Origin of the sequence: Microbacterium sp. APC 3901 (genome assembly GCF_030407765.1) — a bacterium.
GTDB lineage: Bacteria > Actinomycetota > Actinomycetes > Actinomycetales > Microbacteriaceae > Microbacterium.
Genome location: NZ_JASDCU010000001.1, coordinates 170,386 through 192,420 on the forward strand (window position 1 = coordinate 170,386; position 22,035 = coordinate 192,420).

General features: G+C 68.4%; 17 protein-coding genes and 1 tRNA gene. 15 read left to right on the plus strand and 3 right to left on the minus strand.

Annotated features, from left to right (window positions below):
• Positions 1-91: 91 nt before the first annotated feature.
• The gene (locus QMA07_RS00840; RefSeq protein WP_290159240.1) at positions 92-1,600 is read right to left on the minus strand and encodes a PucR family transcriptional regulator; all 1,509 of its coding nucleotides are present in this window, start codon (positions 1,598-1,600) and stop codon (positions 92-94) included.
• A gap of 116 nt (positions 1,601-1,716) precedes the next feature.
• Between QMA07_RS00840 and gabT the strand changes: the two genes are divergently transcribed.
• The 7 genes from gabT (at position 1,717) to poxB (ending at position 11,810) form a co-directional block, all read left to right on the plus strand.
• The gene (gene gabT / locus QMA07_RS00845) at positions 1,717-3,084 is read left to right on the plus strand and encodes a 4-aminobutyrate--2-oxoglutarate transaminase (protein WP_290159242.1); all 1,368 of its coding nucleotides are present in this window, start codon (positions 1,717-1,719) and stop codon (positions 3,082-3,084) included.
• Positions 3,085-3,195: 111 nt separating this feature from the next.
• Positions 3,196-4,599: an NAD(P)/FAD-dependent oxidoreductase gene (locus tag QMA07_RS00850; protein ID WP_290159244.1), complete on the plus strand. Its 1,404-nt coding sequence runs from the start codon at positions 3,196-3,198 to the stop codon at positions 4,597-4,599.
• Positions 4,599-5,483 (plus strand): universal stress protein, encoded by an 885-nt coding sequence (locus QMA07_RS00855; protein ID WP_290159246.1) that lies wholly within the window; start codon positions 4,599-4,601, stop codon positions 5,481-5,483. Before QMA07_RS00850 ends, QMA07_RS00855 begins: the two co-directional genes overlap by 1 nt.
• The gene (locus QMA07_RS00860; protein ID WP_290159248.1) at positions 5,483-7,027 is read left to right on the plus strand and encodes an APC family permease; all 1,545 of its coding nucleotides are present in this window, start codon (positions 5,483-5,485) and stop codon (positions 7,025-7,027) included. The genes QMA07_RS00855 and QMA07_RS00860 overlap by 1 nt, the downstream gene beginning before the upstream one ends.
• A 47-nt stretch (positions 7,028-7,074) precedes the next feature.
• Complete coding sequence (locus QMA07_RS00865; RefSeq protein WP_290159250.1) at positions 7,075-8,541, plus strand: NAD-dependent succinate-semialdehyde dehydrogenase; 1,467 nt, start codon at positions 7,075-7,077, stop codon at positions 8,539-8,541.
• A 69-nt stretch (positions 8,542-8,610) separates the two neighbouring features.
• A complete protein-coding gene (locus QMA07_RS00870; RefSeq protein ID WP_290159252.1) occupies positions 8,611-9,978 on the plus strand; it encodes an NAD-dependent succinate-semialdehyde dehydrogenase in 1,368 nt (455 codons plus the stop codon).
• A 107-nt stretch (positions 9,979-10,085) separates the two neighbouring features.
• On the plus strand, positions 10,086-11,810 hold the full coding sequence (poxB, locus tag QMA07_RS00875) for a ubiquinone-dependent pyruvate dehydrogenase (protein WP_290159254.1): 1,725 nt from the start codon (positions 10,086-10,088) through the stop codon (positions 11,808-11,810).
• 132 nt (positions 11,811-11,942) lie between these two features.
• On the opposite strand, the gene QMA07_RS00880 is transcribed toward poxB, so the two are convergent.
• Complete coding sequence (locus QMA07_RS00880; RefSeq protein WP_290159256.1) at positions 11,943-14,741, minus strand: hypothetical protein; 2,799 nt, start codon at positions 14,739-14,741, stop codon at positions 11,943-11,945.
• Between the two features lie 38 nt (positions 14,742-14,779).
• Positions 14,780-16,603, minus strand: coding sequence for an HSP90 family protein (locus QMA07_RS00885; RefSeq protein WP_290159258.1), 1,824 nt, complete (start codon positions 16,601-16,603; stop codon positions 14,780-14,782).
• Positions 16,604-16,795: 192 nt separating this feature from the next.
• Here QMA07_RS00885 and QMA07_RS00890 point away from each other — a divergent pair.
• The 8 genes from QMA07_RS00890 (at position 16,796) to QMA07_RS00925 (ending at position 22,027) form a co-directional block, all read left to right on the plus strand.
• Positions 16,796-16,868 (plus strand) — tRNA-Trp (locus QMA07_RS00890).
• Positions 16,869-16,907: 39 nt separating this feature from the next.
• Positions 16,908-17,180, plus strand: a complete 273-nt coding sequence (gene secE / locus QMA07_RS00895; protein ID WP_042539545.1) for a preprotein translocase subunit SecE — start codon at positions 16,908-16,910, stop codon at positions 17,178-17,180.
• A gap of 41 nt (positions 17,181-17,221) precedes the next feature.
• Positions 17,222-18,253, plus strand: a complete 1,032-nt coding sequence (nusG, locus tag QMA07_RS00900) for a transcription termination/antitermination protein NusG (RefSeq protein WP_290159263.1) — start codon at positions 17,222-17,224, stop codon at positions 18,251-18,253.
• Between the two features lie 193 nt (positions 18,254-18,446).
• Positions 18,447-18,878 carry a 50S ribosomal protein L11 gene (gene rplK / locus QMA07_RS00905; RefSeq protein ID WP_053097443.1) on the plus strand — a complete coding sequence of 144 codons (432 nt, stop codon included), beginning with the start codon at positions 18,447-18,449 and terminating at the stop codon, positions 18,876-18,878.
• 11 nt (positions 18,879-18,889) lie between these two features.
• Complete coding sequence (gene rplA, locus QMA07_RS00910; RefSeq protein WP_290159267.1) at positions 18,890-19,579, plus strand: 50S ribosomal protein L1; 690 nt, start codon at positions 18,890-18,892, stop codon at positions 19,577-19,579.
• A gap of 158 nt (positions 19,580-19,737) precedes the next feature.
• Positions 19,738-20,550, plus strand: coding sequence for an amino acid ABC transporter substrate-binding protein (locus QMA07_RS00915; protein WP_290159269.1), 813 nt, complete (start codon positions 19,738-19,740; stop codon positions 20,548-20,550).
• Positions 20,551-20,553: 3 nt separating this feature from the next.
• Positions 20,554-21,219: an amino acid ABC transporter permease gene (locus tag QMA07_RS00920; RefSeq protein ID WP_290159271.1), complete on the plus strand. Its 666-nt coding sequence runs from the start codon at positions 20,554-20,556 to the stop codon at positions 21,217-21,219.
• Positions 21,206-22,027: an amino acid ABC transporter ATP-binding protein gene (locus QMA07_RS00925; protein WP_290159273.1), complete on the plus strand. Its 822-nt coding sequence runs from the start codon at positions 21,206-21,208 to the stop codon at positions 22,025-22,027. Before QMA07_RS00920 ends, QMA07_RS00925 begins: the two co-directional genes overlap by 14 nt.
• The last annotated feature ends 8 nt before the right edge of the window (positions 22,028-22,035 follow it).

Consider the following 22,035-nt stretch of genomic DNA (forward strand, 5'->3'; position numbering starts at 1 on the left):
TTCGGGGTGAGACCCGTGTGCGGTCGGTGGGTTTCGTGCCGGAAGGTGGGTTTCGTGCCGGACGGGGAGTAGGGGGAGTAGGGCAGGGCAGCTAGTCGCGGGCCGTCTGCAGCAGCGCCCACAGCTCTGCGCGGGCGGGGAACGACGACAGATCGCTGCCGAGCAGCGAACCCGCCTGGGTGATCCGCGACCGCAGCGTATGGCGGTGCACGCCGAGGGCCGCAGCCGCCGGCTCGGACTTCGCATCGTGCTCGAGCCAGGTGCGCAGCGAGTGTTCGAGGTCGCCGCCTGATCGCGCGTCATGATCGCGGAGAGGCGCGAGCCGCGACTCGGCGACCAGGCGGGCCTCGTCGGTCGCGAGCGCGCTGAGGATGCTGGATCCCGCCGCATCGGCGAAATGGAACACCCCTGCGCCGGACTGCTGTCGCAGTGCCGCGAGCGCCTGAGCGTGGGCGCGCGAGAACGCGTCGTACGACTCCGATCCCGATGCGCCGATGCGGATGCCGAAGCGTGCGGCCACCTCGTCGAGCAGTGCGTCGTCGTCCATCGACAGGCAGAGCACGACGCCCTCGGGGGACTCGGCGAGGAAGCTCGCGGTGCCGTGCTCGGCGCGGCGGCGGTCCCACCAGTCCGCGAACGGTCCGGTCGGAGCGTCCGCGGCGATCGCCACCACCACGGGCGCCGACGGCATGCCGCCGAGCACTTTGCGGGCGAGTGCCGGGTCGTCGTCGAGCAGGGAGCTCAGCAGCTGCGAGTTCAGCCGGCGCTTGCTGCGGGCGAGCTGGTCGCTCTGCTCCAGCGCGAGCCCGGCCATCGCGATCACCGACGTCACGACCGTGCGGGCCTCCGCGTCGAGTGTGTCGACCGCCAACGCGATCACTCCCCGCAGGTGTCCGCGGCGTCCGACCGTGAAGAGCGTGAACGTCTGATCGTCGATCGTGAGCGACTGCCCGGCTTCGAGTCCGCGGGTGAGGATCTCGGTCGCACGCTCGCCGAGCCGGGTCAGCCGACCCGCTGATACGGCTGACCGGGGGTGTGAGAGCTGAAGCGAGCCGGCCGCGTCGTACATGCCGACCCAGACTCCCAGGCGCCTCCCGAGTTCGGCGACGGTCGCGTCGAGCCCGCGGGGACGGAGTGCGGCCAGTGCCAGCGCACGCTGGGTGTCGAGCGCCCAGGATCTGCGGGCGTAGGCCTGAGCGGCGATGGCCTCGGAGTGCGCGCGGGCGATCGCGATGAACGGTGTGCGATAGGGCACCTCGAACAGGGGGGTCCCGCGGCGTGCGCACTCGAGGATCAGCTCCTCGGGGATTCCGGCGCGATGCACGTCCGTGCCGAAGCCGAGGCCGAGCACCCCGCGGTCCGCGAGCCGCCCCACGTACACGTCGAAGTCGGTTCCGGCGTCGAACTGGGTGCCGGTGGTCAGCAGAGCAAGGTCCTGGGCGAGGAACGGCGTCGGATCGGCGAGGTCGGAGCTGTGCACCCAGCGCAGGGGGCGATCGAGCGCGCCCGCCGGAAGGTCGCTCTCGTTCGAGATCAGCCCGAGTCCGAGGTCGCGACGCCGGAACAGAGCGCGCAGGGTGGGCTGCTCTGCGTCATCCATGCCGATGCTCCTCTCCCGTCATCGGGGCCGGAGGTGTACGGTCGGGCGATGATCTCTACGAGATTGTACAGCCGGGCGAATGCGGCTGTGGTGGATCCGGTCGTACGCTCACGGACATGGCTCTCCTCGACACCGCAGCTGTTGCAATCCCCCTCGGTGGACCCGACCTCCCCCAAGAGCGTCGCCTCGTGACCGACCTCCCCGGCCCCCGCTCGGCCGAGATCCTCGCACGCAAGGCGGGCGCCGTCGCCGCCGGCGTCGGGCACACTGTTCCGGTCGCGGCCGTCGCCGCCGGCGGAGGAGTGGTCGTCGATGCCGACGGGAACTCGCTGATCGACCTCGGCTCGGGCATCGCCGTGACGACCGTCGGCAACGCGCACCCCAAGATCGCCGCAGCAGTGGCCGCTCAGGCCGCGCAGTTCACCCACACCTGCTTCATGATCTCGCCGTACGAGTCGTACATCGAGGTGGCAGAGGCGCTGAACCGTCTCACCCCCGGCGCCTTCGCCAAGAAGAGCGCCCTGTTCAACTCCGGCGCAGAGGCCGTCGAGAACGCGATCAAGATCGCCCGCAAGCACACCGGCCGCCAGGCGGTCGTCGCCTTCGACCACGGCTACCACGGCCGCACCAACCTGACGATGGCGCTGACCGCCAAGTCGATGCCCTACAAGAGCGGCTTCGGGCCGTTCGCCCCCGAGGTCTACCGCGCACCGATGTCGTACCCGTTCCGCGACGGACTCGAGGGTGGCGAGGCCGCGGCCCGCGTCATCCTGCAGCTCGAGAAGCAGATCGGCGCCGACAACCTCGCCGCCGTCATCATCGAGCCCATCCAGGGCGAGGGCGGGTTCATCGTCCCGGCCGACGGATTCCTCCCGGCGATCGCCGACTGGTGCCGAGCCAATGGCGTCGTCTTCATCGCCGACGAGGTGCAGACCGGCTTCGCCCGCACCGGCCACATGTTCGCCAGCGAGATCTTCGGCATCGAGCCCGACCTCATCACGACGGCCAAGGGCATCGCGGGCGGGCTTCCTCTCGCCGCCGTCACCGGGCGCTCCGAGATCATGGACGCCTCGCACGCGGGCGGCCTCGGGGGCACCTACGGGGGCAACCCGATCGCCTGTGCGGCCGCGCTCGCCGCGATCGACGTCTTCGAGAACGACGGCGTGATCGAGCGTGCCCGTGAGATCGGTGAGATCCTCACGACGCGCCTCGCGGCCATGCAGCAGAAGGATGCCCGCATCGGCGACATCCGCGGTCACGGCGCGATGATCGCCGCCGAGTTCGTGGACCCCGAGACGAACGCGCCGGATGCCGCACTCACCGCTGCCGTCGCCAAGGCGTGCGTCGCGCAGGGCGTCATCGTGCTCACCTGCGGCACCTACGGCAACGTCATCCGCTTCCTGCCCCCGCTCTCGATCGGCGACGATCTGCTGAACGAGGGCCTCGACGTCGTCGCGGGCGCACTCGCGGCGAACGCGGGCTGACAGGCCTGCGGTCGCGGCTCGCCGCGTCCGCCACCACACGTCCGGCCGCGACGAGGATCGGGGGATTTCGAGTCGCGGCCGGCACATACATTTCCAACGAAGGAGAAGCAGATGGCTGAGATCACTCGCGACGTGCTGATCGTCGGAGCCGGAGCCGCAGGGCTCACGGCCGCGAACGACCTGCGCAAGGCCGGACTGTCGGTCGCCGTCCTCGAAGCACGTGACCGCGTCGGCGGCCGCCTGTGGACCGACGTCATCGACGGCGCCATGCTCGAGATCGGCGGCCAGTGGGTCTCGCCGGATCAGGATGCGCTGAAGGACACGATCGAGGAGCTGGGGCTCGAGACCTACAGCCGCTATCGCGAAGGCGACAGCGTGTACGTCGGCCCCGACGGACAGACTCACCGCTTCACGGGCGAGATGTTTCCGGTGTCCGCCGAGACCGAGGCCGTCATCGCCGAGATCACCGAGCGCCTCGACGCCATGGTCGCCGAGATCGACCCCGATCGCCCCTGGGCGCACGCCAAGGCCGAAGAGTGGGACTCGGTCACGTGGGACGCCTGGCTGCGGGCGCAGACCGATGACGACGAGGCCGTGCGCAACCTGGCCTTCGCCACCGGCTCCGCGATGCTCACCAAGCCCACGCACTCGTTCTCGTTGCTGCAGTCGTTGTTGATGGCGGCATCCGCCGGTTCGTACTCGAACCTCGTCGACGCCGACTTCATCCTCGACGAGCGCGTCGTCGGCGGCCTGCAGAAGGTGCCGCTGCTGCTCGCCGAGCGCCTCGGAGACGACGTGCTGCTGAACCAGCCGGTGCGCTCGCTCGAGTGGACCCCCTCGGCAGGCGCGGGAGCCCCGTCGTCGGTCGTCGCGACGACGGACGACACGACCGTGCGCGCCCGCTTCGCGATCCTCGCGCACGCTCCGGTGCTCTACAGCCGCATCGCATTCGCGCCGCCGCTGCCGCGTCGTCAGCACCAGATGCACCAGCACATCTCGATGGGCTTCGTGATCAAGGTGCACGCCGTCTACGACCGTCCGTTCTGGCGCGAGCAGGGTCTCAGCGGCACCGCGTTCAGCCCCTACGAGCTCTCGCACGAGGCGTACGACAACACCAATCACGGCGACGAGCGCGGCACCCTGGTCGGCTTCGTCAGCGACCAGAACGCCGACGATCTGTTCACGCTGTCGGCAGAGGAGCGCAAGGAGCGCATCCTCGAATCGCTGTCGCACTATTACGGCGACGAGGCGAAGAACCCCGTCGTGTACTACGAGAGCGACTGGGGCACCGAGGAGTGGACTCGCGGCGCGTACGCGGCGAGCTTCGACATGGGCGGACTGCACCGCTACGGCGCGGACCTGCGGTCGGCCGTCGGACCCATCCACTTCGCCTGCAGCGACATGGCAGGAGCCGGCTACCAGCACGTCGACGGCGCGATCCGCATGGGACACCTCGTCGCTTCGAACATCGTCGAAGCCACGCGCGGCGCGGGCGACACCGCCGAGGTCGGCTGATGACCGGCGCGGTCGTCGTCGGCTACACGGCGACGGATGCGGGAGCGGATGCCGCGGCGCTCGGCGCGCGGCTCGCCCGCAGCCTCGGTGCGGTCCTGCACCTCGTGATCGTGCTGCCCGCGGAGGGCACCCGCAGCGCGGCCGTCCCCCCGGAGCGCGCCTACGAAGAACACATCCGGCGACAGGCGAAGCAGTGGCTCGAGGATGCCGTCGTGCGGCTGCCCCAGGAGCTCACCCGCACGGGGCACGTGCGCTTCGCCGAGTCGTTCGCCGAGGGGCTCATCGCCGCCGGTGAGGAGTTCGACGCTCGCCTGATCGTCATCGGCACCGCAGGCGGCAGCCTCTTCGGCCGTCATCGCCTCGGCAGCGTCGCCTCCGAGCTGCTGCACTCGTCGACCATCCCCGTCGCGCTGGCCCCGGCCGGTACGGCGGAGCAGGACGACCATGTGCTCCCGAGGGTGACGGCGGCGGTCGGCAACCGCGCCGGCGCCGACAATCTCCTCGACGAGGCCGCCGCGATCGCGAGCGAGTCCCGCGTCGGTCTCCGACTGGTCTCGCTCGTGCCGTTCGACGTGCCGCCCGGCCTCGACACCGGCGCGATCCGCCTGGTCGGCGACGAGCACGCGAACGAAGTGCTCGAGGTGGCCAAGGGGCTGCTGCCCGAAGAGCTGAAGGCCGAGGTCGAAGAGGCCCCCGGCGACACGGTCGAAGACGCCGTCGCGAATCTCACCTGGCTGCCCGGTGAGGTCGTCCTCGTCGGTTCCAGCCGTCTGGCGCAGCCGCGCCGCCTGTTCCTGGGCTCGACCGCAGCGAAGATGCTGCACGAACTGCCCGTGCCCATGATCGTCGTCCCGCGCACCCGCGCCGAAGCAGGAGTCCGCTGATGAGCAGCTCGAACCGGGCGACGGAGCCCGAATCAGGAGTCACGACAGGAATCTCCACCAAAGGGCTGAGTGCGGGCACCGTCGGTCTCATCGGGGCCGTGGTGATCGGCATCTCCTGCATCGCTCCGGCCTACACGTTCACCGCAGCCGTGGGGCCCACGGCCTCCGAGGTCGGCGCGCAGATCCCGGCCGTCATCCTCCTCGGGTTCATCCCGATGCTCCTCGTGGCCTTCGGATACCGGGAGCTCAACAACCGGATGCCGGATTCGGGAACCTCCTTCACCTGGGCGACGCGGGCGTTCGGCCCGTGGATCGGGTGGATGGCCGGATGGGGCCTGATCGTGGCGACCATCCTGGTGCTGTCCAACCTCGCGGGCGTGGCGGTGGACTTCCTCTTCCTGCTGCTCTCGCAGATCACCGGCAACGCGGACATCGCGGCGATCGCGTCGAACACCTGGGTCAACATCGGCGTGTGCCTGCTCTTCATGCTCGGTGCCACATGGATCTCGTACCGCGACATGCAGACCACGCAGAAACTGCAGTACTGGCTCGTCAGCTTCCAGATCCTCGTGTTGGTCTTCTTCGCCGGCGCCGCGATCGTGCAGGCGGTGAACGGCAACGGCTTCGACTACCAGCCGTTCGACCTCAACTGGTTCAACCCGTTCGCGATCTCGTCGTTCAGCGCCGTCGCCGCCGGTCTCTCGCTGTCGATCTTCATCTTCTGGGGGTGGGACGTCACTCTCACGATGAACGAGGAGACCAAGGATCCCGAGAAGACACCGGGTCGCGCCGCGACCGCCACGGTTCTCACCATCGTCTCGCTGTACCTGCTGCTCGCCGTCGCGATGATCATGTTCGCGGGCGTCGGCGACGGCGAGCTCGGCCTCGGCAACGGCGACATCCAGGAGAACGTGTTCTTCCACCTCTCCGGTCCGATTCTCGGCCCGCTGGCGTTCCTCGTCTCGCTCGCGGTGCTCACGAGTTCCGCGTCGTCTCTCCAGTCGACGTTCGTGGGGCCCGCGCGGACCCTGCTCGCGATGGGACACTACGGCGCACTGCCCAAGCCCTTCGCCAAGGTCAGCCCGCGGTTCTTCACCCCCGGGTTCGCGACCATCGTGTCGGCCATCGTCGCGTCGGCGTTCTACGCGGTGATGCGCGTGGTCAGCGAGGACACGCTCTGGGACACCATCCTGACGCTCGGCATGATGATCTGCTTCTATTACGGCATCACGGCCTTCGCCTGCGTCTGGTACTTCCGCAAGCAGTGGTTCGACTCGACGAGGAATCTGTTCTTCACGTTCCTGTTCCCGCTCATCGGCGGGATCATCCTCGGGATCCTGTTCTTCACGACGCTGATCGACTCCATGGACCCGGCCTACGGCTCCGGGTCGCAGATCGGCGGCGTCGGCATCGTCTTCATCCTCGGGATGCTCATCATCGTGGTCGGCATCGCGGTGATGATCTGGCAGCGGATCAAGCGCCCGGCGTTCTTCCGCGGCGAGACGCTCGGGATGGATGCTCCTGCGAGCATCCGCAGACGCTGACCGCGTCCGCCGCATCCGGCTTTCCTCCTCCCCACAGAAAGAGATTCATGAGCACTCAGACTGAGCAGGCGCTGCTCGACAGCATCCCCACCGGCCTCTTCATCGGGGGAGAGTGGATCGACGGCGAGACCGGCGGCACGTTCGACGTGCAGGACCCGGCGACAGGCGCGGTCATCCGCACGATCGCCGACGCGACGCCGGGCGACGGCATCCGAGCACTGGATGCTGCCGTCGCCGCGCAGGACGAATGGGCGGCCACGGCGCCGCGCACCCGGAGTGAGATCCTCCGGCGCGCCTTCGACCTCGTGCAGGAGCACAAGGAGGACCTCGCGCTGCTGATGACCCTCGAGATGGGCAAGCCTCTCGCCGAGGCCCGCGGCGAGGTCGCCTACGGCGGTGAGTTCCTGCGCTGGTTCAGCGAGGAGGCGGTGCGCATCAGCGGACGCTACGGCATCAATCCCGAGGGCACCGGCCACATGGTCGTCTCACAGCGGCCCGTCGGCCCCTCGTTCTTCGTCACCCCGTGGAACTTCCCGTTCGCGATGGCGACGCGCAAGATCGCTCCGGCTCTCGCGGCCGGATGCACCGTCGTCATCAAGCCCCCGGCACTCACGCCGCTGACCACGATGTTCTTCACGTCGCTGCTCGAGAAGGCGGGCCTTCCCGCCGGCGTCGTCAACGTCGTGCAGACCTCGAAGTCGTCGGCGCTCTCGGCGCCGATCATCGCCGACCCCCGTCTGCGCAAGCTGTCGTTCACCGGCTCGACCGAGGTGGGCCGCAAACTCATCGCGCAGGCCGCCGAGGGCGTGCTGCGGGTCTCGATGGAGCTCGGCGGCAACGCCCCGTTCGTCGTGTTCGACGATGCCGACCTCGACAAGGCGGTCGACGGCGCTCTGGCGGCGAAGTTCCGCAACATCGGCCAGGCGTGCACCGCGGCCAACCGCTTCATCGTGCACAAGGACGTCGCGGACGAGTTCGCCCGCAAGGTCACCGAGCGTGTGAAGTCGATGAAGATCGGCCGCGGCACCGAAGACGGCGTCTCGATCGGACCGCTCATCGACGAGGGCGCGGTCGCGAAGGCGGGCGAGCTCGTCGACGACGCCGTCGAACGTGGTGCCACGCTGCTCGCCGGCGGCAAGGCGCTAGAGGGCACCGGAACGTTCTACGAGCCGACCGTGCTCACCGATGTGGTCGCGGGCTCGGCGATCCTCCGCGAGGAGATCTTCGGCCCGGTGCTCGCGATCGCGACGTTCGAGACCGAGGACGACGCGGTTCGTCTCGCGAACGACACCGAGTACGGACTCGTCTCGTACGTGTTCACCGAGAACCTGCAGCGCGGGCAGCGCATGATCGACAGGCTCGAGACCGGCATGATGGGTCTCAACGTGGGCGTCGTGTCGAACGCGGCGGCACCCTTCGGTGGCGTCAAGCAGTCCGGCGTCGGCCGAGAGGGCGGCCTCGAGGGCATCCACGAGTACCTGTCCACCAAGTACACGCTGATCCCGATCTCCTGACCACCACCTCCGGTCCGGGTCCCTGATCCTGTCGAAGGGGCCCGGACCACCAACATGAGAGGACTCGACATGACCACCGATTACGCCGTCATCAACCCCGCCACCGGAGAGACGCTGGCGTCCTTCGACACGTTCACGGATGCGCAGATCGAGGAGGCCGTCGCGGCCGCCGACGAGGCGCACCGCGACTGGTCGCGTTCCTCGACCGTCGCCGAGCGCGCAGCGCTGCTGCGCCGTGCGGCCGAGCTGCACCGCGAGCGCCGCGAGGAGCTCGCCGACGTGTTCGTGCGCGAGATGGGCAAGCCCCGCGAGGCCGCCCTCGGTGAGGTGGATTTCGCCGCCGACATCGCCGAGTACTACGCCGACCAGGCCGAGGCGATCATGGCCGACCAGCCGATCGCCATCCTCGGAGACGGCTCGGCGATCGTTCGTCGTTCGTCGCTCGGACCGCTCGTCGGCATCATGCCGTGGAACTTCCCGGCCTACCAGATCGTGCGCTTCGCAGCTCCGAACCTGATCGTGGGAAACACCATCCTGCTCAAGCCCGCGCCGCAGTGCCCCGAGTCGTCGACCGCGATCGAGGCGATCTATCACGACGCCGGATTCCCGAAGGGCGCGTATCAGAACGTCCTCGCGACGAACGACCAGATCGCCGACATGATCGCCGACCCGCGCGTGCAGGGCGTCTCGCTCACGGGATCCGAGCGGGCCGGTGCCGCGGTCGCCGAGATCGCCGGACGCAACCTCAAGAAGGTCGCACTCGAACTCGGCGGGTCCGACCCGTTCATCGTGCTCTCCACCGATGACCTCGACGCCACGGTGCAGGCCGGCGTCGACGCGCGTCTCGACAACAACGGTCAGGCGTGCAACGGCGCGAAGCGCTTCATCATCGTCGACGGCCTGTACGACCAGTTCGTCGAGAAGTTCACCGCGGCGATGGCCGCGGTGACGGCGACCGACCCGACGCTCGACGACACCGTGCTCGGCCCGGTGTCGTCCGAGACGGCGGCCGAGAACCTGCAGAAGCAGATCGACCAGGCCGTCGAGCAGGGTGCCACGCTGCTGACCGGCGGCACGCGCGACGGAGCATTCTTCGCGCCGACCGTGCTCGCTGACGTGACCCCCGAGATGAACGTCTACCGCGAGGAGCTCTTCGGCCCCGCTGCGGTCGTCTACCGGGTCGCCGACGAGGACGCCGCGGTCGCCCTCGCGAACGACACGCCCTTCGGTCTCGGCTCGTACGTCTTCACCACCGACGCCGAGCAGGCCGAACGGGTCGCCGACAACATCGAGGCGGGGATGGTCTACGTCAACCTCGTGCTGGCCGACAGCCCCGAGCTGCCGTTCGGCGGCATCAAGCGCAGCGGCACCTCGCGTGAGCTGGGGCACCTCGCCGCCGACGAGTTCGTCAACAAGAAGCTCATCCGCATCGGCTGAGCGTGCGGAACCGGAGGGGCGGATGCTGCGACATCCGCCCCTCCGTCGTCTCCGCGGCAGGTCTCCGGACCGACCCCCGGACCCGCCCGCGGGCGTAGGTTGGACGCATGGGAACCGTCGCAGCGAACATCGTCAAGACCCTCCGCGCCAACGGGATCGACCGTGTCTACGGCCTTCCGGGTGACTCCCTCAACGGGTTCACCGACGCCCTCCGGAAGGACGGCGGCATCCGATGGGTGCACGTGCGGCACGAGGAGTCCGCGGCCTTCGCGGCGGCGGCGGATGCTGCGCTCACGGGCGACCTCGCCGTCGTCGCCGGCTCGTGCGGGCCGGGCAACCTGCACCTGATCAACGGCCTCTACGACGCCAACCGATCGCGAGTCCCGGTGCTCGCGATCGCGGCGCACATCCCCACGACCGAGATCGGCACGGGGTACTTCCAGGAGACCCACCCGCAGGAGCTCTTCCGCGAGTGCAGCGTCTACGTCGAGTACGTCGCAGACCCGAAGCAGATGCCCCGCCTGCTCGAGATCGCGATGCGCGCCGCGATCGAGCAGCGCGGGGTCGCGGTGCTCGTGATCCCCGGCGACGTCGCCCTGGCGGAGATCGCCGACGACCGCGCCGTGGTCATAGAGCGCTCGCACCCGGTGATCGTGCCGAGCGGTGACGAGCTCGCCAGGGCGGCGACGCTGCTCAACGCCTCGAAGAAGACCACGATCCTCGCCGGCGCAGGCGTCGAGGGGGCGCACGACGAGGTCATCGCGCTCGCCGACCGACTCGGCGCGCCGATCGTGCACGCTCTGCGAGGCAAGGAGTTCATCGAGTACGACAATCCGTTCGACGTCGGCATGACGGGGCTTCTCGGCTTCGCCTCCGGGTATCGGGCGATGGAGGCGGCCGATACGCTGCTGGTTCTGGGCAGCGACTTCCCTTACGAACAGTTCTATCCCGAGCACGCCACGACGATCCAGGTCGACATCCGCGGCTCGCAGCTCGGCAAGCGGCATCCGCTCGATCTCGGTCTGGTCGGCGATGTCCGTGCGACCGCCGAGGCACTGCTGCCGCGCCTCGCCGAGAAGAGCGATCGCGATCACCTCGACGACTCGACCGCGCACTACCGCAAGACCAGGGCGAAGCTCGACGACCTCGCGACGCCCACGAAGGCCGGGCGGCCGATCCATCCGCAGTATCTCGCGCGACTGCTCGACGAGCACGCGGCGGATGACGCGGTGTTCACCGCCGATGTCGGCTCGCCCACCGTCTGGGCCGCCCGCTATCTGTCGATGACCGAGAACAGACGACTGATCGGCTCCTTCACGCACGGGTCGATGGCCAACGCCCTGCTGCACGGCATCGGGGCGCAGGTCTCGCATCCCGATCGGCAGGTGATCGCCCTCGCCGGCGACGGCGGGCTCGCGATGATGCTGGGCGAGCTGCTCACTCTCACGCAGAACAGGCTTCCGGTGAAGACGATCGTCGTGAACAACTCGTCTCTGAACTTCGTCGAACTCGAGATGAAGGCGGCCGGCTTCGTGACCTACGGCACCGCGCTCGACAACCCGAGCTTCGCGGCGATCGCCGAGGCCATGGGCATCTTCGCCCGCCGCGTCGAGAACAGCGAGGATCTGCCGGATGCCGTCCGCGAGGTGCTCGCGCACGACGGTCCCGCGCTGCTCGACGTCGTCACCGAAAGGCAGGAGCTGTCGATGCCGCCCGCGATCGAGGCCGCACAGGTCAAGGGCTTCGCGCTGTACGCGATCCGCACGGTCATGTCTGGCAAGGGCGACGAACTGCTCGACCTCGCGCGCGCGAACTGGCGTCAGTTCCTCTGAGCCGCGCACCCCTGGGGAGGAGAACACCTCTTGGGGAGGAGCAATCCGCCCGATCGCTCCTCCCCACGGGAGATCTCCTCCCGACGAGGTGCTGCCCGGGACCCGGACCCGGACCCGCCCCCGAACTCGCGCCTAGCTCTCGATGAGCCCTCGCACCTCGGCAGCCTCGACCTGACGTCCGAGCGACTCGAGCACGGTGCCGAGCTCGAGCGCCGACACCTGGCGCAGTGGCGCGTGGTCCACAGCGTGCTCGAGTGCGCTGCGGTAGATCGGCACAGCGTCGGCGGCGCGGTCGTCGCCGGCGAGCAGGCGGGCGGCGAAGAGCTCTGAGCCTCCGGCCGAACCGGCATCGCCGATCCCCGCGAATCCGTCGGCTGCGGTCAGTGCCGCGGCCACGGCCTCATCGATGCGGCCGAACTGAGCGAGCGCTCGACCTCGCGAGTCGGTGACATCGGCCAGCAGCCACCCGGCCTCGTGCTCCCGCGCCAGTGCGGCGACCTCGTCGAACAGCGCGAAGGCGCGGTCATCCTGCTTCGCGCTGTAGGCCTGTCCGAGGCTGTGCAGCACGTCGGCGAGGGCGCCGACCGCCTCGGGGGCCTTTCGCACGATCTCGGATGCGGTTTCGAGCGCGTCGATCGCCTCGTCGTGCTCGTCGAAACGCGCGAGGATCTTCGCACGCTCGGTCAGCGCCATGGCCTGATCGGCGTGCTCCTCCGCCTCGCCGAAGAGATCGGCCGCATAGCCGAACGCACCGACCGCCTGACCGAACTCACCGGCCGAGCCGAGGGCGCGGGCGAGCAGCGATGCCGTCATCCCGCGAGAGGCGGCAGGAACTCCGGCCTTCTCCTCGCTCTCGAGGACCTGACCGAACAGCTCGGCGGCCACCTCGGCATCACCCGCAGCGAGCATCGCCCGCGCCAGGCGGAAGTCAGCCCCCGCCTGATCGCCACCCTCCTGGGCGACGAGACGCGAGGTGACGCGGTAGCGCGCGACGGCCTTCTCGGGGTCGCCGGCGTCCTCCCAGAGTGCGCCGGCGAGCAGATGCGCGGTCGCCAGGGCGGTCGTGGCGCCGAGCCCGGCCAGGAGACGCGACGCCTCATCGGCATCCGCCGCGCCCTCCGCGTAGTGCTCACTGCCGCCACGAACCCTGGCACGGGTCTGCAGCGCCTGTGCGCGGTGGCCGACGCTGAGATCGTCCTGAGCCAGGAAGCGGTCGAGCAGAGCGGATGCCGCCTCGATATCGCCCTTCTGCAGCACCGCCGCGATGGCGACGAGCGTCGTGGTGTTCGACAGGCGCACATCGTCTGCGTCGGCGAACGCTCGGGCCGCGATCTCCGCCATGTCGAGCGCCGCATCCGGTTCGTCGGCCTGCATGTGCAGCGATGCCCGGCTGATCGCCACATCTCCTCGGGACCAGGCCGGGAGGGAAGCCGCCGTCGCGAGCTCGTCCTCGAGCGCCGCTGCGGCATCGGCGGTGTTCAGCCCGAAGGTCGCGAGACCCAGACGCTGCTCGAGGTCGGCCTGTGTGTCGAGCCCGGCGGCGCGCAGGGCATCGATCCGCGCGGGCAGCAGGTCGGCGGCCTCATCGGCGCGGTCGAGGGCGATGAGGATGCCGAGGCGCATCGACATGAGCTGAGCGAGCTTCGAGGGATCCTCGACCCCCAGGGCGTGCGGCAGAGCCTGCAGCGTCTCGTGCTCTGCCCCGAACTGGGCGAGATCCATGACCCTGTCGAACCACGCCTCGGGGTCGGCGGGCGTGGCCGAGTCCGGAACGGTGGCGAACGCGTCCGACCTGATGGGCACGTCGTAGTGCTCGTCGGCGAGGGCGCGCAGGCGGGTGAGGCTGCGTGCGTGGCCGTCAGTGCCGTCGCGGTGATCGAACTCCGAGCCGATGCGTTCGGCGGCAGCCCACGCGGTGGCGGCGAGCTCGGCGGCGCCCCAGGCGCCATCGTGCTCGCCGAAGAACGCGGTGAGTGCGGGGGAGTCGGCGCCGCGCACCGGGGCGTCGCCGTGGCCCGCCGCGGCGACGCGGTCGAGGGCGAATGCGAATGCGGCCAGCGCCGCGAAATGCGCGTCGACGTTGAGCCCGTCGTGCGAAAGCCACGGGATGTGGCGCTCGACCTGCGCGAGCGCCCTGGCCTCGTTGCCCGTGAGAGCGGCGAACACGATGTTGTTGGCCACGATCCGCAGGTTGTCGGGGTTGTCCTTGGCGAGACGGTAACTGCGAAGATGCGCGCTCTTCGCCTCGTCGAGGCGCCCGGCGCGGAGGTACGGCACGAGAACGCGCGACAGTGCGTGCTCCGGCTCCTCGCCGCACGAGAATCCGCCCTCGAGCATCTCCTCGACGAGTCGGATGGCTTCGGCGTCTCGATAGGTCTCTGCGAAGAATCCGGCGAACTGGCTGCGCCCGCACGCGTCGCAGTGGCTGTGGTCGTCGCGGGGCGTGGCCTCCAGCTGCACGCGCAGCGCCTCAGCGTCGTCGATGCGCCCGGCATCCCACGCATCCTCGAATCGCGCCGTGAGCACTCCGCTCATGCCGAGCCCGCCAGCGCGGTAGTGCGTCTCCATGTCGTCGAGCACCGCCGAGATCTGCTCGGTCGAGAACGCGGGAGACGAACGCAGAGACGACGCCATCCATTTGAACTGCCACATCAGGTCGGCGCCGCCGTATTCGAGGTCGGCGGGGAACCGCTGCGGGTCGGCGTCGTGTCGGGCGAGGCACCACGCGAAGGAGTTCAGCATCACGTCGGTCGCGCCGTTCATGTTCGCGGATGCGGTCTGTCGCATGCGCGCCTCATACTCGAGTCGCTCGTCACCGAGCTCGACCGCGAGTGAGACGGCATCCGCCACCAGCGCCTGCTCCGCCGGGCCCCACGGGGTGCGGTCGATCTCCTCGATGAGCTGTCTGAAGCGCTTCTGCGGACGTGTCATGGGGATCCTTCGAACGGAGCGAGTGTCGGACAGCGCGGTCAGACGGCGTCGTCGAAGGGGATCGAGTCCTCTTCGATGCCGGCCGAGAGCGAGACGAGGTCTGAGAGCGCGGTCGTCATGAGCGCACGATCGGAGTCGGAGAGCGGGTGGTGACCCGCCAGCAGAGCCTGGATGTAGAGCAGCTGCACGGTGCGTGCGAACACCGAGTCGTCGTGCACGCGCACCAGCGCCCGCACGACGCGGTTCGACCAGTTCAGGCACAGGCGCGCGCTCAGATCGTCGTCGCGGCGGGCCGACACGGTCGAGTCGATGCGGTCGAGCACGCCGCCCCACAGCGATCCGGTGATGCCCTTCGTGCGACTGCGATCGATCCTGCGCAGCACATCGGGGTCGGCGACGTAGAGCGCTGCGAGCCCCGGCTGGTCGATCGAGCGCACCGTGACGGAGCATCCGGATGCCGTGAGCACGCCGCCTGCTCTGTCCTCCAGTGCCATCGCGGCGTCCCGGTCGTCGAGGGGCGGGGGATCGAGGCGGTCGAGCTCACCGGCGACGTCGACGAGCTCGATCGTGACGTGGGGGTAGAGCTCCGGCAGCATCCGCACGAGGTCCGCGTCATACAGGTACCCGCCGTTGACCAGCACCTCTGAGGCGGGCGAGATCCCGGCGACCTGGCGGAACTCGTCGACCGACTGCGCGAAGCGCACGTGCGGATACCGCTCCACGAGATCGCCGATGCGCATCGTGCCGTGCGTCGTCTCGAGAGTCAGCCATCGTGTGATGAACATCGCCAGCTCGTCGTCGTGGCGCACCAGCGACTTCAGTCCGACCTCGTGGACCGCCACGAACTGGGCCAGTCTGTGCGGCTCACGCAGGCCCAGCTCGAGCACCCAGCGACGGATGCTCGCGCCCAGCTGCTCTCGCACGTGCTCGAGCGCCGCGTCGTCGACGAGCGACTCGCGACTCGCCGTCGGGGCGAGGCCCGTCGAATCGACGACCGCCCGCACGAAGAACGCCCACTCGGGCAGTACATCGTCGACCCGCTCGCCCAGGAGCATCCTGCCGAGATACATGCGGGTCGCCTGACGAGCACCGGGTGGGGGAGCGTAAGGAAGCACGTAGGCCAGGCCTCTGGTGCCCGTGGCGGGTTCGCTGAGCTCGATCGCGTCGAACGGCGTGGCGCCGACGAGATCGCGCCCGTACTGCACAGCGCCGTCGATGTCGTCGACGGCATCGAGGAAGGGTGCGCGCCTGGTGATGTCGATGTCGCCGCTCGCGGACACGAGCGTCACCTGCACGGGGAGGAACTCGGCGAACACGGTGGCCAGCTCGCGCACGGCCGCGGGGCGCAGCAGCTCGTCGGCGTCGAATCGGGGCGTCAGGTGCACGCTCGTGCCGATGGGCAGATCGTCGTCGATCTCGACGACGCGGAAGGTGCCGTCGGCGCTGCCCGTCCACTCGACGGCCGAACCGCCTCGTGCGCTGCGCGAGCGGATCACGATCGAATCGGCGACCATGAAGCAGCTGAGCAGACCGATGCCGAACTGCCCCAGGTAGTCGCTGCGAGGAAGGTCGAAGATGTCGCGCTTCGAGCTGCGTCCGACCGTCGCGAGCAGGTCACCCACCTCGGCGGCGCTCAGGCCGACCCCGTCGTCTCGCAGCACGAACTCGCCGGAGGTGTCCGTCAGCGCCGTGATGCGGATGCTCCCACCCTTGCCGTCGACCTCGCGTCGAGCCGTGATGGCGTCGCGTGCGTTCTGCAGCAGCTCACGCAGATACACGCGTGGACTCGAGTAGATGTGGCGGCTCAGAAGGTCGACGACACCGCGCAGGTCCACCTGGAACTGCTGCACGTCAGCGCTCACTGCGCCCCCTCCCGTTTCGTCCGCTCGCCGAGCCTAACAACAACGACGAGAGCGGGCCCGGTTCTGCACCGACCGACGGATGCCGTATGCTTGTCGAGCAGTTGTTGTCTGCATTCTTTCGCCGTGCCCCGGTCCTTCCGGTCCGACAGCGGTGGCAGGATGAAGACGACACCCCGAGACCTCCCGGTCTCTAGGGCGGTAGCTCAATTGGCAGAGCAGCGGTCTCCAAAACCGCAGGTTGCAGGTTCGATTCCTGTCCGCCCTGCGCGTCAGCACACGCTGACACACGAAAGGTACATTCAGGATGGATCAGGACGAACCGCGCGGCGAGGTCGTCGCGGCCGGCGCCACCCGCGAGAAGAAGCGTGGCATCGCGGGCTTCTTCGCAGGCATCGCCCTGTTCTTCCGTCAGGTCATCGCAGAGCTGCGCAAGGTCGTCACGCCGACTCGCAAAGAGCTGGTCAAGTTCACCGCAGTAGTGCTCGTCTTCGTTCTCATCGTCATGGGCATCGTCTACGGACTGGACACCCTGTTCGCCTGGGTGACGCACATCGTCTTCGGGGTCCCGGGCGCCTGACGCCCTCGCGGCCCTGGCCGCAGTGATTGGAAAGAAACAACGTGTCTGAACGATATTCCGACGACGCCGACTGGGCGACGGCTGCCGAGCAGTCCAGCGAAGAGGACGAAGCCCAGGAGGGCAACGTGCTCGCTGCGGAAGAGCAGTCGGTCACCTCGGCCGAACATGTCGCCATCCACATCGAGGACGTCGACGGAGACGACGACGCAGATGTGCAGGACGACACCGACATCGACATCAACGACCCGGAGGCGGACGCGATCGTGAACGACGCTCTCAACCTGGACGAAGCGGCTGAGACTGAAGCTGCCGCTGAGGTCCTCAACGAATCCGTGGCGGAAGAGACCGCTGAGCTCGAGGCCGCCGAGGCCGACGAGGTCGCCCCGTACGACGGTCCGGACGTCAACGGCGACGAAGACGCCGAGTCCGACGAGGACGAGGACGCCGAGGAAGACCCGTACGAGGCGTTCCGCATGGACCTTCGGATGCTTCCGGGCAAGTGGTACGTCATCCACTCCTACGCCGGGTTCGAGCGCAAGGTCAAGGCCAACATCGAGCAGCGCAAGTCGACGCTCGAGGTCGAGGACGAGATCTACCAGATCGAGGTCCCGATGGAAGACGTGGTCGAGATCAAGAACGGCCAGCGCAAGATGGTCACCCGCGTGCGCATCCCGGGCTACGTGCTCGTGCGCATGGAGCTGACGGAAGACACCTGGTCGGTCGTGCGCCACACTCCGGGCGTCACCGGCTTCGTGGGCAACGCCCACAACCCGACGCCACTGCGCTTCGAAGAGGCCTTCAACATGCTGAAGTCGCTCGTCGAGGTCAAGGACGTCCCGACCGCCAAGAACATCGCGTCGAAGGGCGGCCTCGCCGTCGCTCGTCCGCTCCCGGCCGAGGTCGACTTCGAGGTCGGCGAGACCATCACCATCAAGGAGGGCTCGTTCGCGGGTCTTCCCGGTTCGATCAGCGAGATCAAGCCCGAGAGTGGCAAGCTCACGGTGCTCGTGTCGCTCTTCGAACGCGAGACCCCGGTCGAGCTGTCGTTCGACCAGGTCACGAAGATGGTCTGACCCACACACGCTCAGCGAGAACGGCCGCCCCGATCGGGGCGGCCGTTCTCGCGTTCCCGGGGTGCTCTCGCATCAGGTAGACTTGTGTGGTTTGCGTGCCGCTTCGTCGTGCGCGCAGACGACCGCAGCCCGGAGATGCCGGGTTCGCGGGAGAGCGGATGCACCCGCACCCGTTCGATGAAAGGAAGAGGATATGGCACCGAAGAAGAAGGTGACCGGCCTGATCAAGCTTCAGATCAACGCCGGTGCAGCCAACCCGGCGCCGCCGATCGGCCCCGCGCTCGGTCAGCATGGCGTCAACATCATGGAGTTCTGCAAGGCGTACAACGCCGCGACCGAGTCGCAGCGCGGCAACGTCATCCCCGTCGAGATCACCGTCTACGAGGACCGCAGCTTCACGTTCATCCTGAAGACCCCGCCGGCTGCGGAGCTCATCAAGAAGGCCGCTGGCGTGCCCAAGGGCTCGTCGACGCCTCACACGGTCAAGGTCGCGAAGATCACCAAGGACCAGGTCCGTCAGATCGCCGAGACCAAGCAGGCCGACCTGAACGCGAACGACATCGAGGCTGCCTCGAAGATCATCGCCGGCACCGCCCGTTCCATGGGCATCACGGTCGAGGGCTGAGGAGAATAATCATGGCTACGAAGTCCAAGGCTTACAAGGCTGCCGCCGAGAAGATCGAGGCAGACCGTTTCTACACTCCCAGCGAGGCAGTCGCCCTCGCCAAGGAGACCGGCTCGACGAAGTTCGACTCGACCGTCGAGGTCGCGCTGAAGCTCGCAGTCGACCCCCGCAAGGCAGACCAGATGGTGCGCGGCACCGTCATCCTGCCCCACGGCACCGGCAAGACCGCCCGCGTCATCGTCTTCGCCACCGGCCCCGCGGCCGAGGCAGCGATCGCCGCAGGCGCGGATGAGGTCGGCGGCGCCGAGCTCATCGAGAAGGTCGCCGCAGGCTGGACCGCGTTCGACGCGGCCGTCTCGACCCCGGAGCTCATGGGCCAGGTCGGTCGTCTCGGAAAGGTCCTGGGTCCGCGTGGACTCATGCCGAACCCGAAGACCGGCACCGTGACCCCCAACACGGCCAAGGCCGTCGAGGAGATCAAGGGCGGAAAGATCGAGTTCCGCGTCGACAAGCACGCCAACGTGCACTTCGTCGTGGGCAAGTCGTCGTTCTCGGCTGACCAGCTCAACGAGAACATCGGCGCAGCGCTCGAGGAGATCGTTCGCCTCAAGCCGTCGAGCTCGAAGGGCCGTTACATCCAGAAGGGCGCCGTGTCGACCACGTTCGGCCCCGGCATCCCGCTGGACGTCAACTCCATCTGAGTGTGATTCCAGAGAGGCCCCCGCATTCTGCGGGGGCCTTTCTGCGTCCCGCGCGACATCGAGCGTCATCGGATGTTGGGATGCAGGTCGGATGCCGCGTACTGTGAATGAGTTCCGCGCCACAGCACTCGCGCCTCACCGCACCCCAGGAGGGTCACATGTCTCGTCGCCTCATCGCCGTCACCGCATTGGTCGTCGCCGCAGGAGCGCTCACCGCCTGCAGCGGGAGCACCGCACCTGCCGAGAGCAGCTCGAGCGAGGGCGGATCCGACTTCGGCCTCGTCACGGACGGCGTTCTGACGGTCGCCACCGAGGGTACGTACCGCCCGTTCAGCTTCCACGATGACGGCGGAACCGGCGACCTGACCGGCTTCGACGTCGAGATCATCGAGGCGGTCGCCGAGAAGCTCGACCTCGAGGTCGAGTTCCAGGAGACCCAGTGGGACGCGATCTTCGCCGGGCTCGACGCGGGCCGCTTCGACGTGATCGCGAACCAGGTCAGCATCAACGAGCAGCGCCAGGAGAAGTACCTGTTCAGCGCTCCGTACACTGTCTCGCCGGGAGTCATCGTGGTCGCCGAGGACGACGACTCGATCTCATCGTTCGACGACCTCGAGGGCAAGACGACGGCGCAGTCGCTCACCAGCAACTGGTACGAGCTCGCCACCGAGTCCGGTGCCACGGTCGAGGGTGTCGAAGGCTGGGCGCAGGCCGTCGAGCTGCTGCGTCAGGGTCGCGTCGACGCGACGGTCAACGACAAGCTGACCTTCCTCGACTACGAGAAGACGAACAGCCCGTCCGGTCTGAAGATCGCCGCCGAGACCGATGAGGCCGGTGAGCAGGCGTTCGTGTTCACCAAGGACAAGACCGACCTGGTCGAGGCGATCGACGGCGCACTCGAGGAGCTGCGTGCGGACGGTACCCTGGCCGAGATCAGTGACAAGTACTTCGGCGACGACGTGACGCAGTAGCCCATGGAGAATCCCTGGCAGCTGTTCTTCGATTCGCTCGGCCCGATCGCCCTCGCGGGCGTGACGGTGACGGTTCCACTCGCGCTGATCTCGTTCGCGCTGGGTCTCGTGCTCGCCGTCGGCGCGGCACTCATGCGGATCTCGGTCAATCCTGTGTTGGCGGGCATCGCCAGGTTCTACATCTCGGTCATCCGTGGCACGCCGATGATCGTTCAGCTGTTCGTGATCTTCTACGGCCTCGGGTCGATCGGGCTCAAGCTGGATCCGTGGACCAGCGCGATCATCGCGCTGTCGCTGAACGTCGGCGGCTACGGAGCCGAGGTGGTGCGCGCCGCCATCCTCTCCGTTCCGAAGGGGCAGTGGGAGGCGGCATACACGGTCGGCATGAATCGCACGCGCACACTCACGCGCGTGATCCTGCCGCAGGCCGCGCGGGTCTCGGTGCCGCCGCTGTCGAACACGTTCATCTCGCTGGTGAAGGACACCTCGCTCGCCTCGCTGATCCTCGTGACGGAGCTCTTCAAGGTCGCGCAGCAGATCGCGGCGGCGACTTTGGAGTTCATGGTCGTCTATCTGGCTGCCGCGCTCGTGTACTGGGTGATCTGCCTCGTGCTGTCGTTCGGCCAGAGCGCTCTCGAGAGGAGACTCGATCGCAATGTCGCTCACTGATCCGGCGCGCGCGCCCCAGTCCACCGCAGACGCGCTGCTCACCGCGCGCGGCCTGCACAAGCGCTTCGGCGACAACGAGGTGCTCCGAGGCATCGACCTGACGCTGCATCGCGGGGAAGTCGTCGTGCTGATCGGTCCGAGCGGATCGGGCAAGACGACGGTGCTCCGCGCGCTCAACGGCCTCGAGACGCCGGACGCCGGCACGATCGTCGTCGCGGGCGGGCCCGACATCGACTTCGCTCCGGAGGCTGCGCTGCCGAAACGCACTCGCGCGCAGAAGCGGCTCGCGTTGCGCGACCGCTCGGCGATGGTGTTCCAGCATCACAACCTCTTCCCGCATCTCTCCGTGCTCGAGAACGTCATCGAGGGCCCGTGGCGGGTGCAGGGCAGGCCGAAGGCCGAGGTGGTCGCCGAGGCGCGGGTGCTGCTCGCCCGAGTCGGGCTCGCCGACAAGGAGGACGCTCGTCCGCATGAGCTCTCCGGCGGTCAGCAGCAGCGGGTCGGCATCGTTCGCGCACTCGCGTTGCGCCCTGACCTCCTGCTGTTCGATGAGCCGACCAGCGCGCTCGACCCCGAACTCGTGGGTGAGGTGCTGCTGGTCATCAAGGAGCTCGCCGACGAGGGGTGGAGCATGGTGGTCGTCACGCATGAGCTGAGCTTCGCGCGCGAGGCGGCAGACCATGTGCTGTTCATGGATGCGGGCGTCGTGGTCGAGGAGGGTGCCCCGGCCGAGCTCTTCGGCGCCCCCCAGCACGAGCGCACGAAGAAGTTCCTCACCCGCATCCTGCGGCCGCTCGACGGCGACTGACAGAGCAT

Coding starts and splice junctions, on each gene's coding strand:
- QMA07_RS00840 (WP_290159240.1), bottom strand. CDS start 1,600: ATGGATGACGCAGAGCAGCCCACCCTGCGCGCTCTGTTCCGGCGTCGC.
- gabT (WP_290159242.1), top strand. CDS start 1,717: ATGGCTCTCCTCGACACCGCAGCTGTTGCAATCCCCCTCGGTGGACCC.
- QMA07_RS00850 (WP_290159244.1), top strand. CDS start 3,196: ATGGCTGAGATCACTCGCGACGTGCTGATCGTCGGAGCCGGAGCCGCA.
- QMA07_RS00855 (WP_290159246.1), top strand. CDS start 4,599: ATGACCGGCGCGGTCGTCGTCGGCTACACGGCGACGGATGCGGGAGCG.
- QMA07_RS00860 (WP_290159248.1), top strand. CDS start 5,483: ATGAGCAGCTCGAACCGGGCGACGGAGCCCGAATCAGGAGTCACGACA.
- QMA07_RS00865 (WP_290159250.1), top strand. CDS start 7,075: ATGAGCACTCAGACTGAGCAGGCGCTGCTCGACAGCATCCCCACCGGC.
- QMA07_RS00870 (WP_290159252.1), top strand. CDS start 8,611: ATGACCACCGATTACGCCGTCATCAACCCCGCCACCGGAGAGACGCTG.
- poxB (WP_290159254.1), top strand. CDS start 10,086: ATGGGAACCGTCGCAGCGAACATCGTCAAGACCCTCCGCGCCAACGGG.
- QMA07_RS00880 (WP_290159256.1), bottom strand. CDS start 14,741: ATGACACGTCCGCAGAAGCGCTTCAGACAGCTCATCGAGGAGATCGAC.
- secE (WP_042539545.1), top strand. CDS start 16,908: ATGGATCAGGACGAACCGCGCGGCGAGGTCGTCGCGGCCGGCGCCACC.
- rplK (WP_053097443.1), top strand. CDS start 18,447: ATGGCACCGAAGAAGAAGGTGACCGGCCTGATCAAGCTTCAGATCAAC.
- rplA (WP_290159267.1), top strand. CDS start 18,890: ATGGCTACGAAGTCCAAGGCTTACAAGGCTGCCGCCGAGAAGATCGAG.
- QMA07_RS00915 (WP_290159269.1), top strand. CDS start 19,738: ATGTCTCGTCGCCTCATCGCCGTCACCGCATTGGTCGTCGCCGCAGGA.
- QMA07_RS00920 (WP_290159271.1), top strand. CDS start 20,554: ATGGAGAATCCCTGGCAGCTGTTCTTCGATTCGCTCGGCCCGATCGCC.
- QMA07_RS00925 (WP_290159273.1), top strand. CDS start 21,206: ATGTCGCTCACTGATCCGGCGCGCGCGCCCCAGTCCACCGCAGACGCG.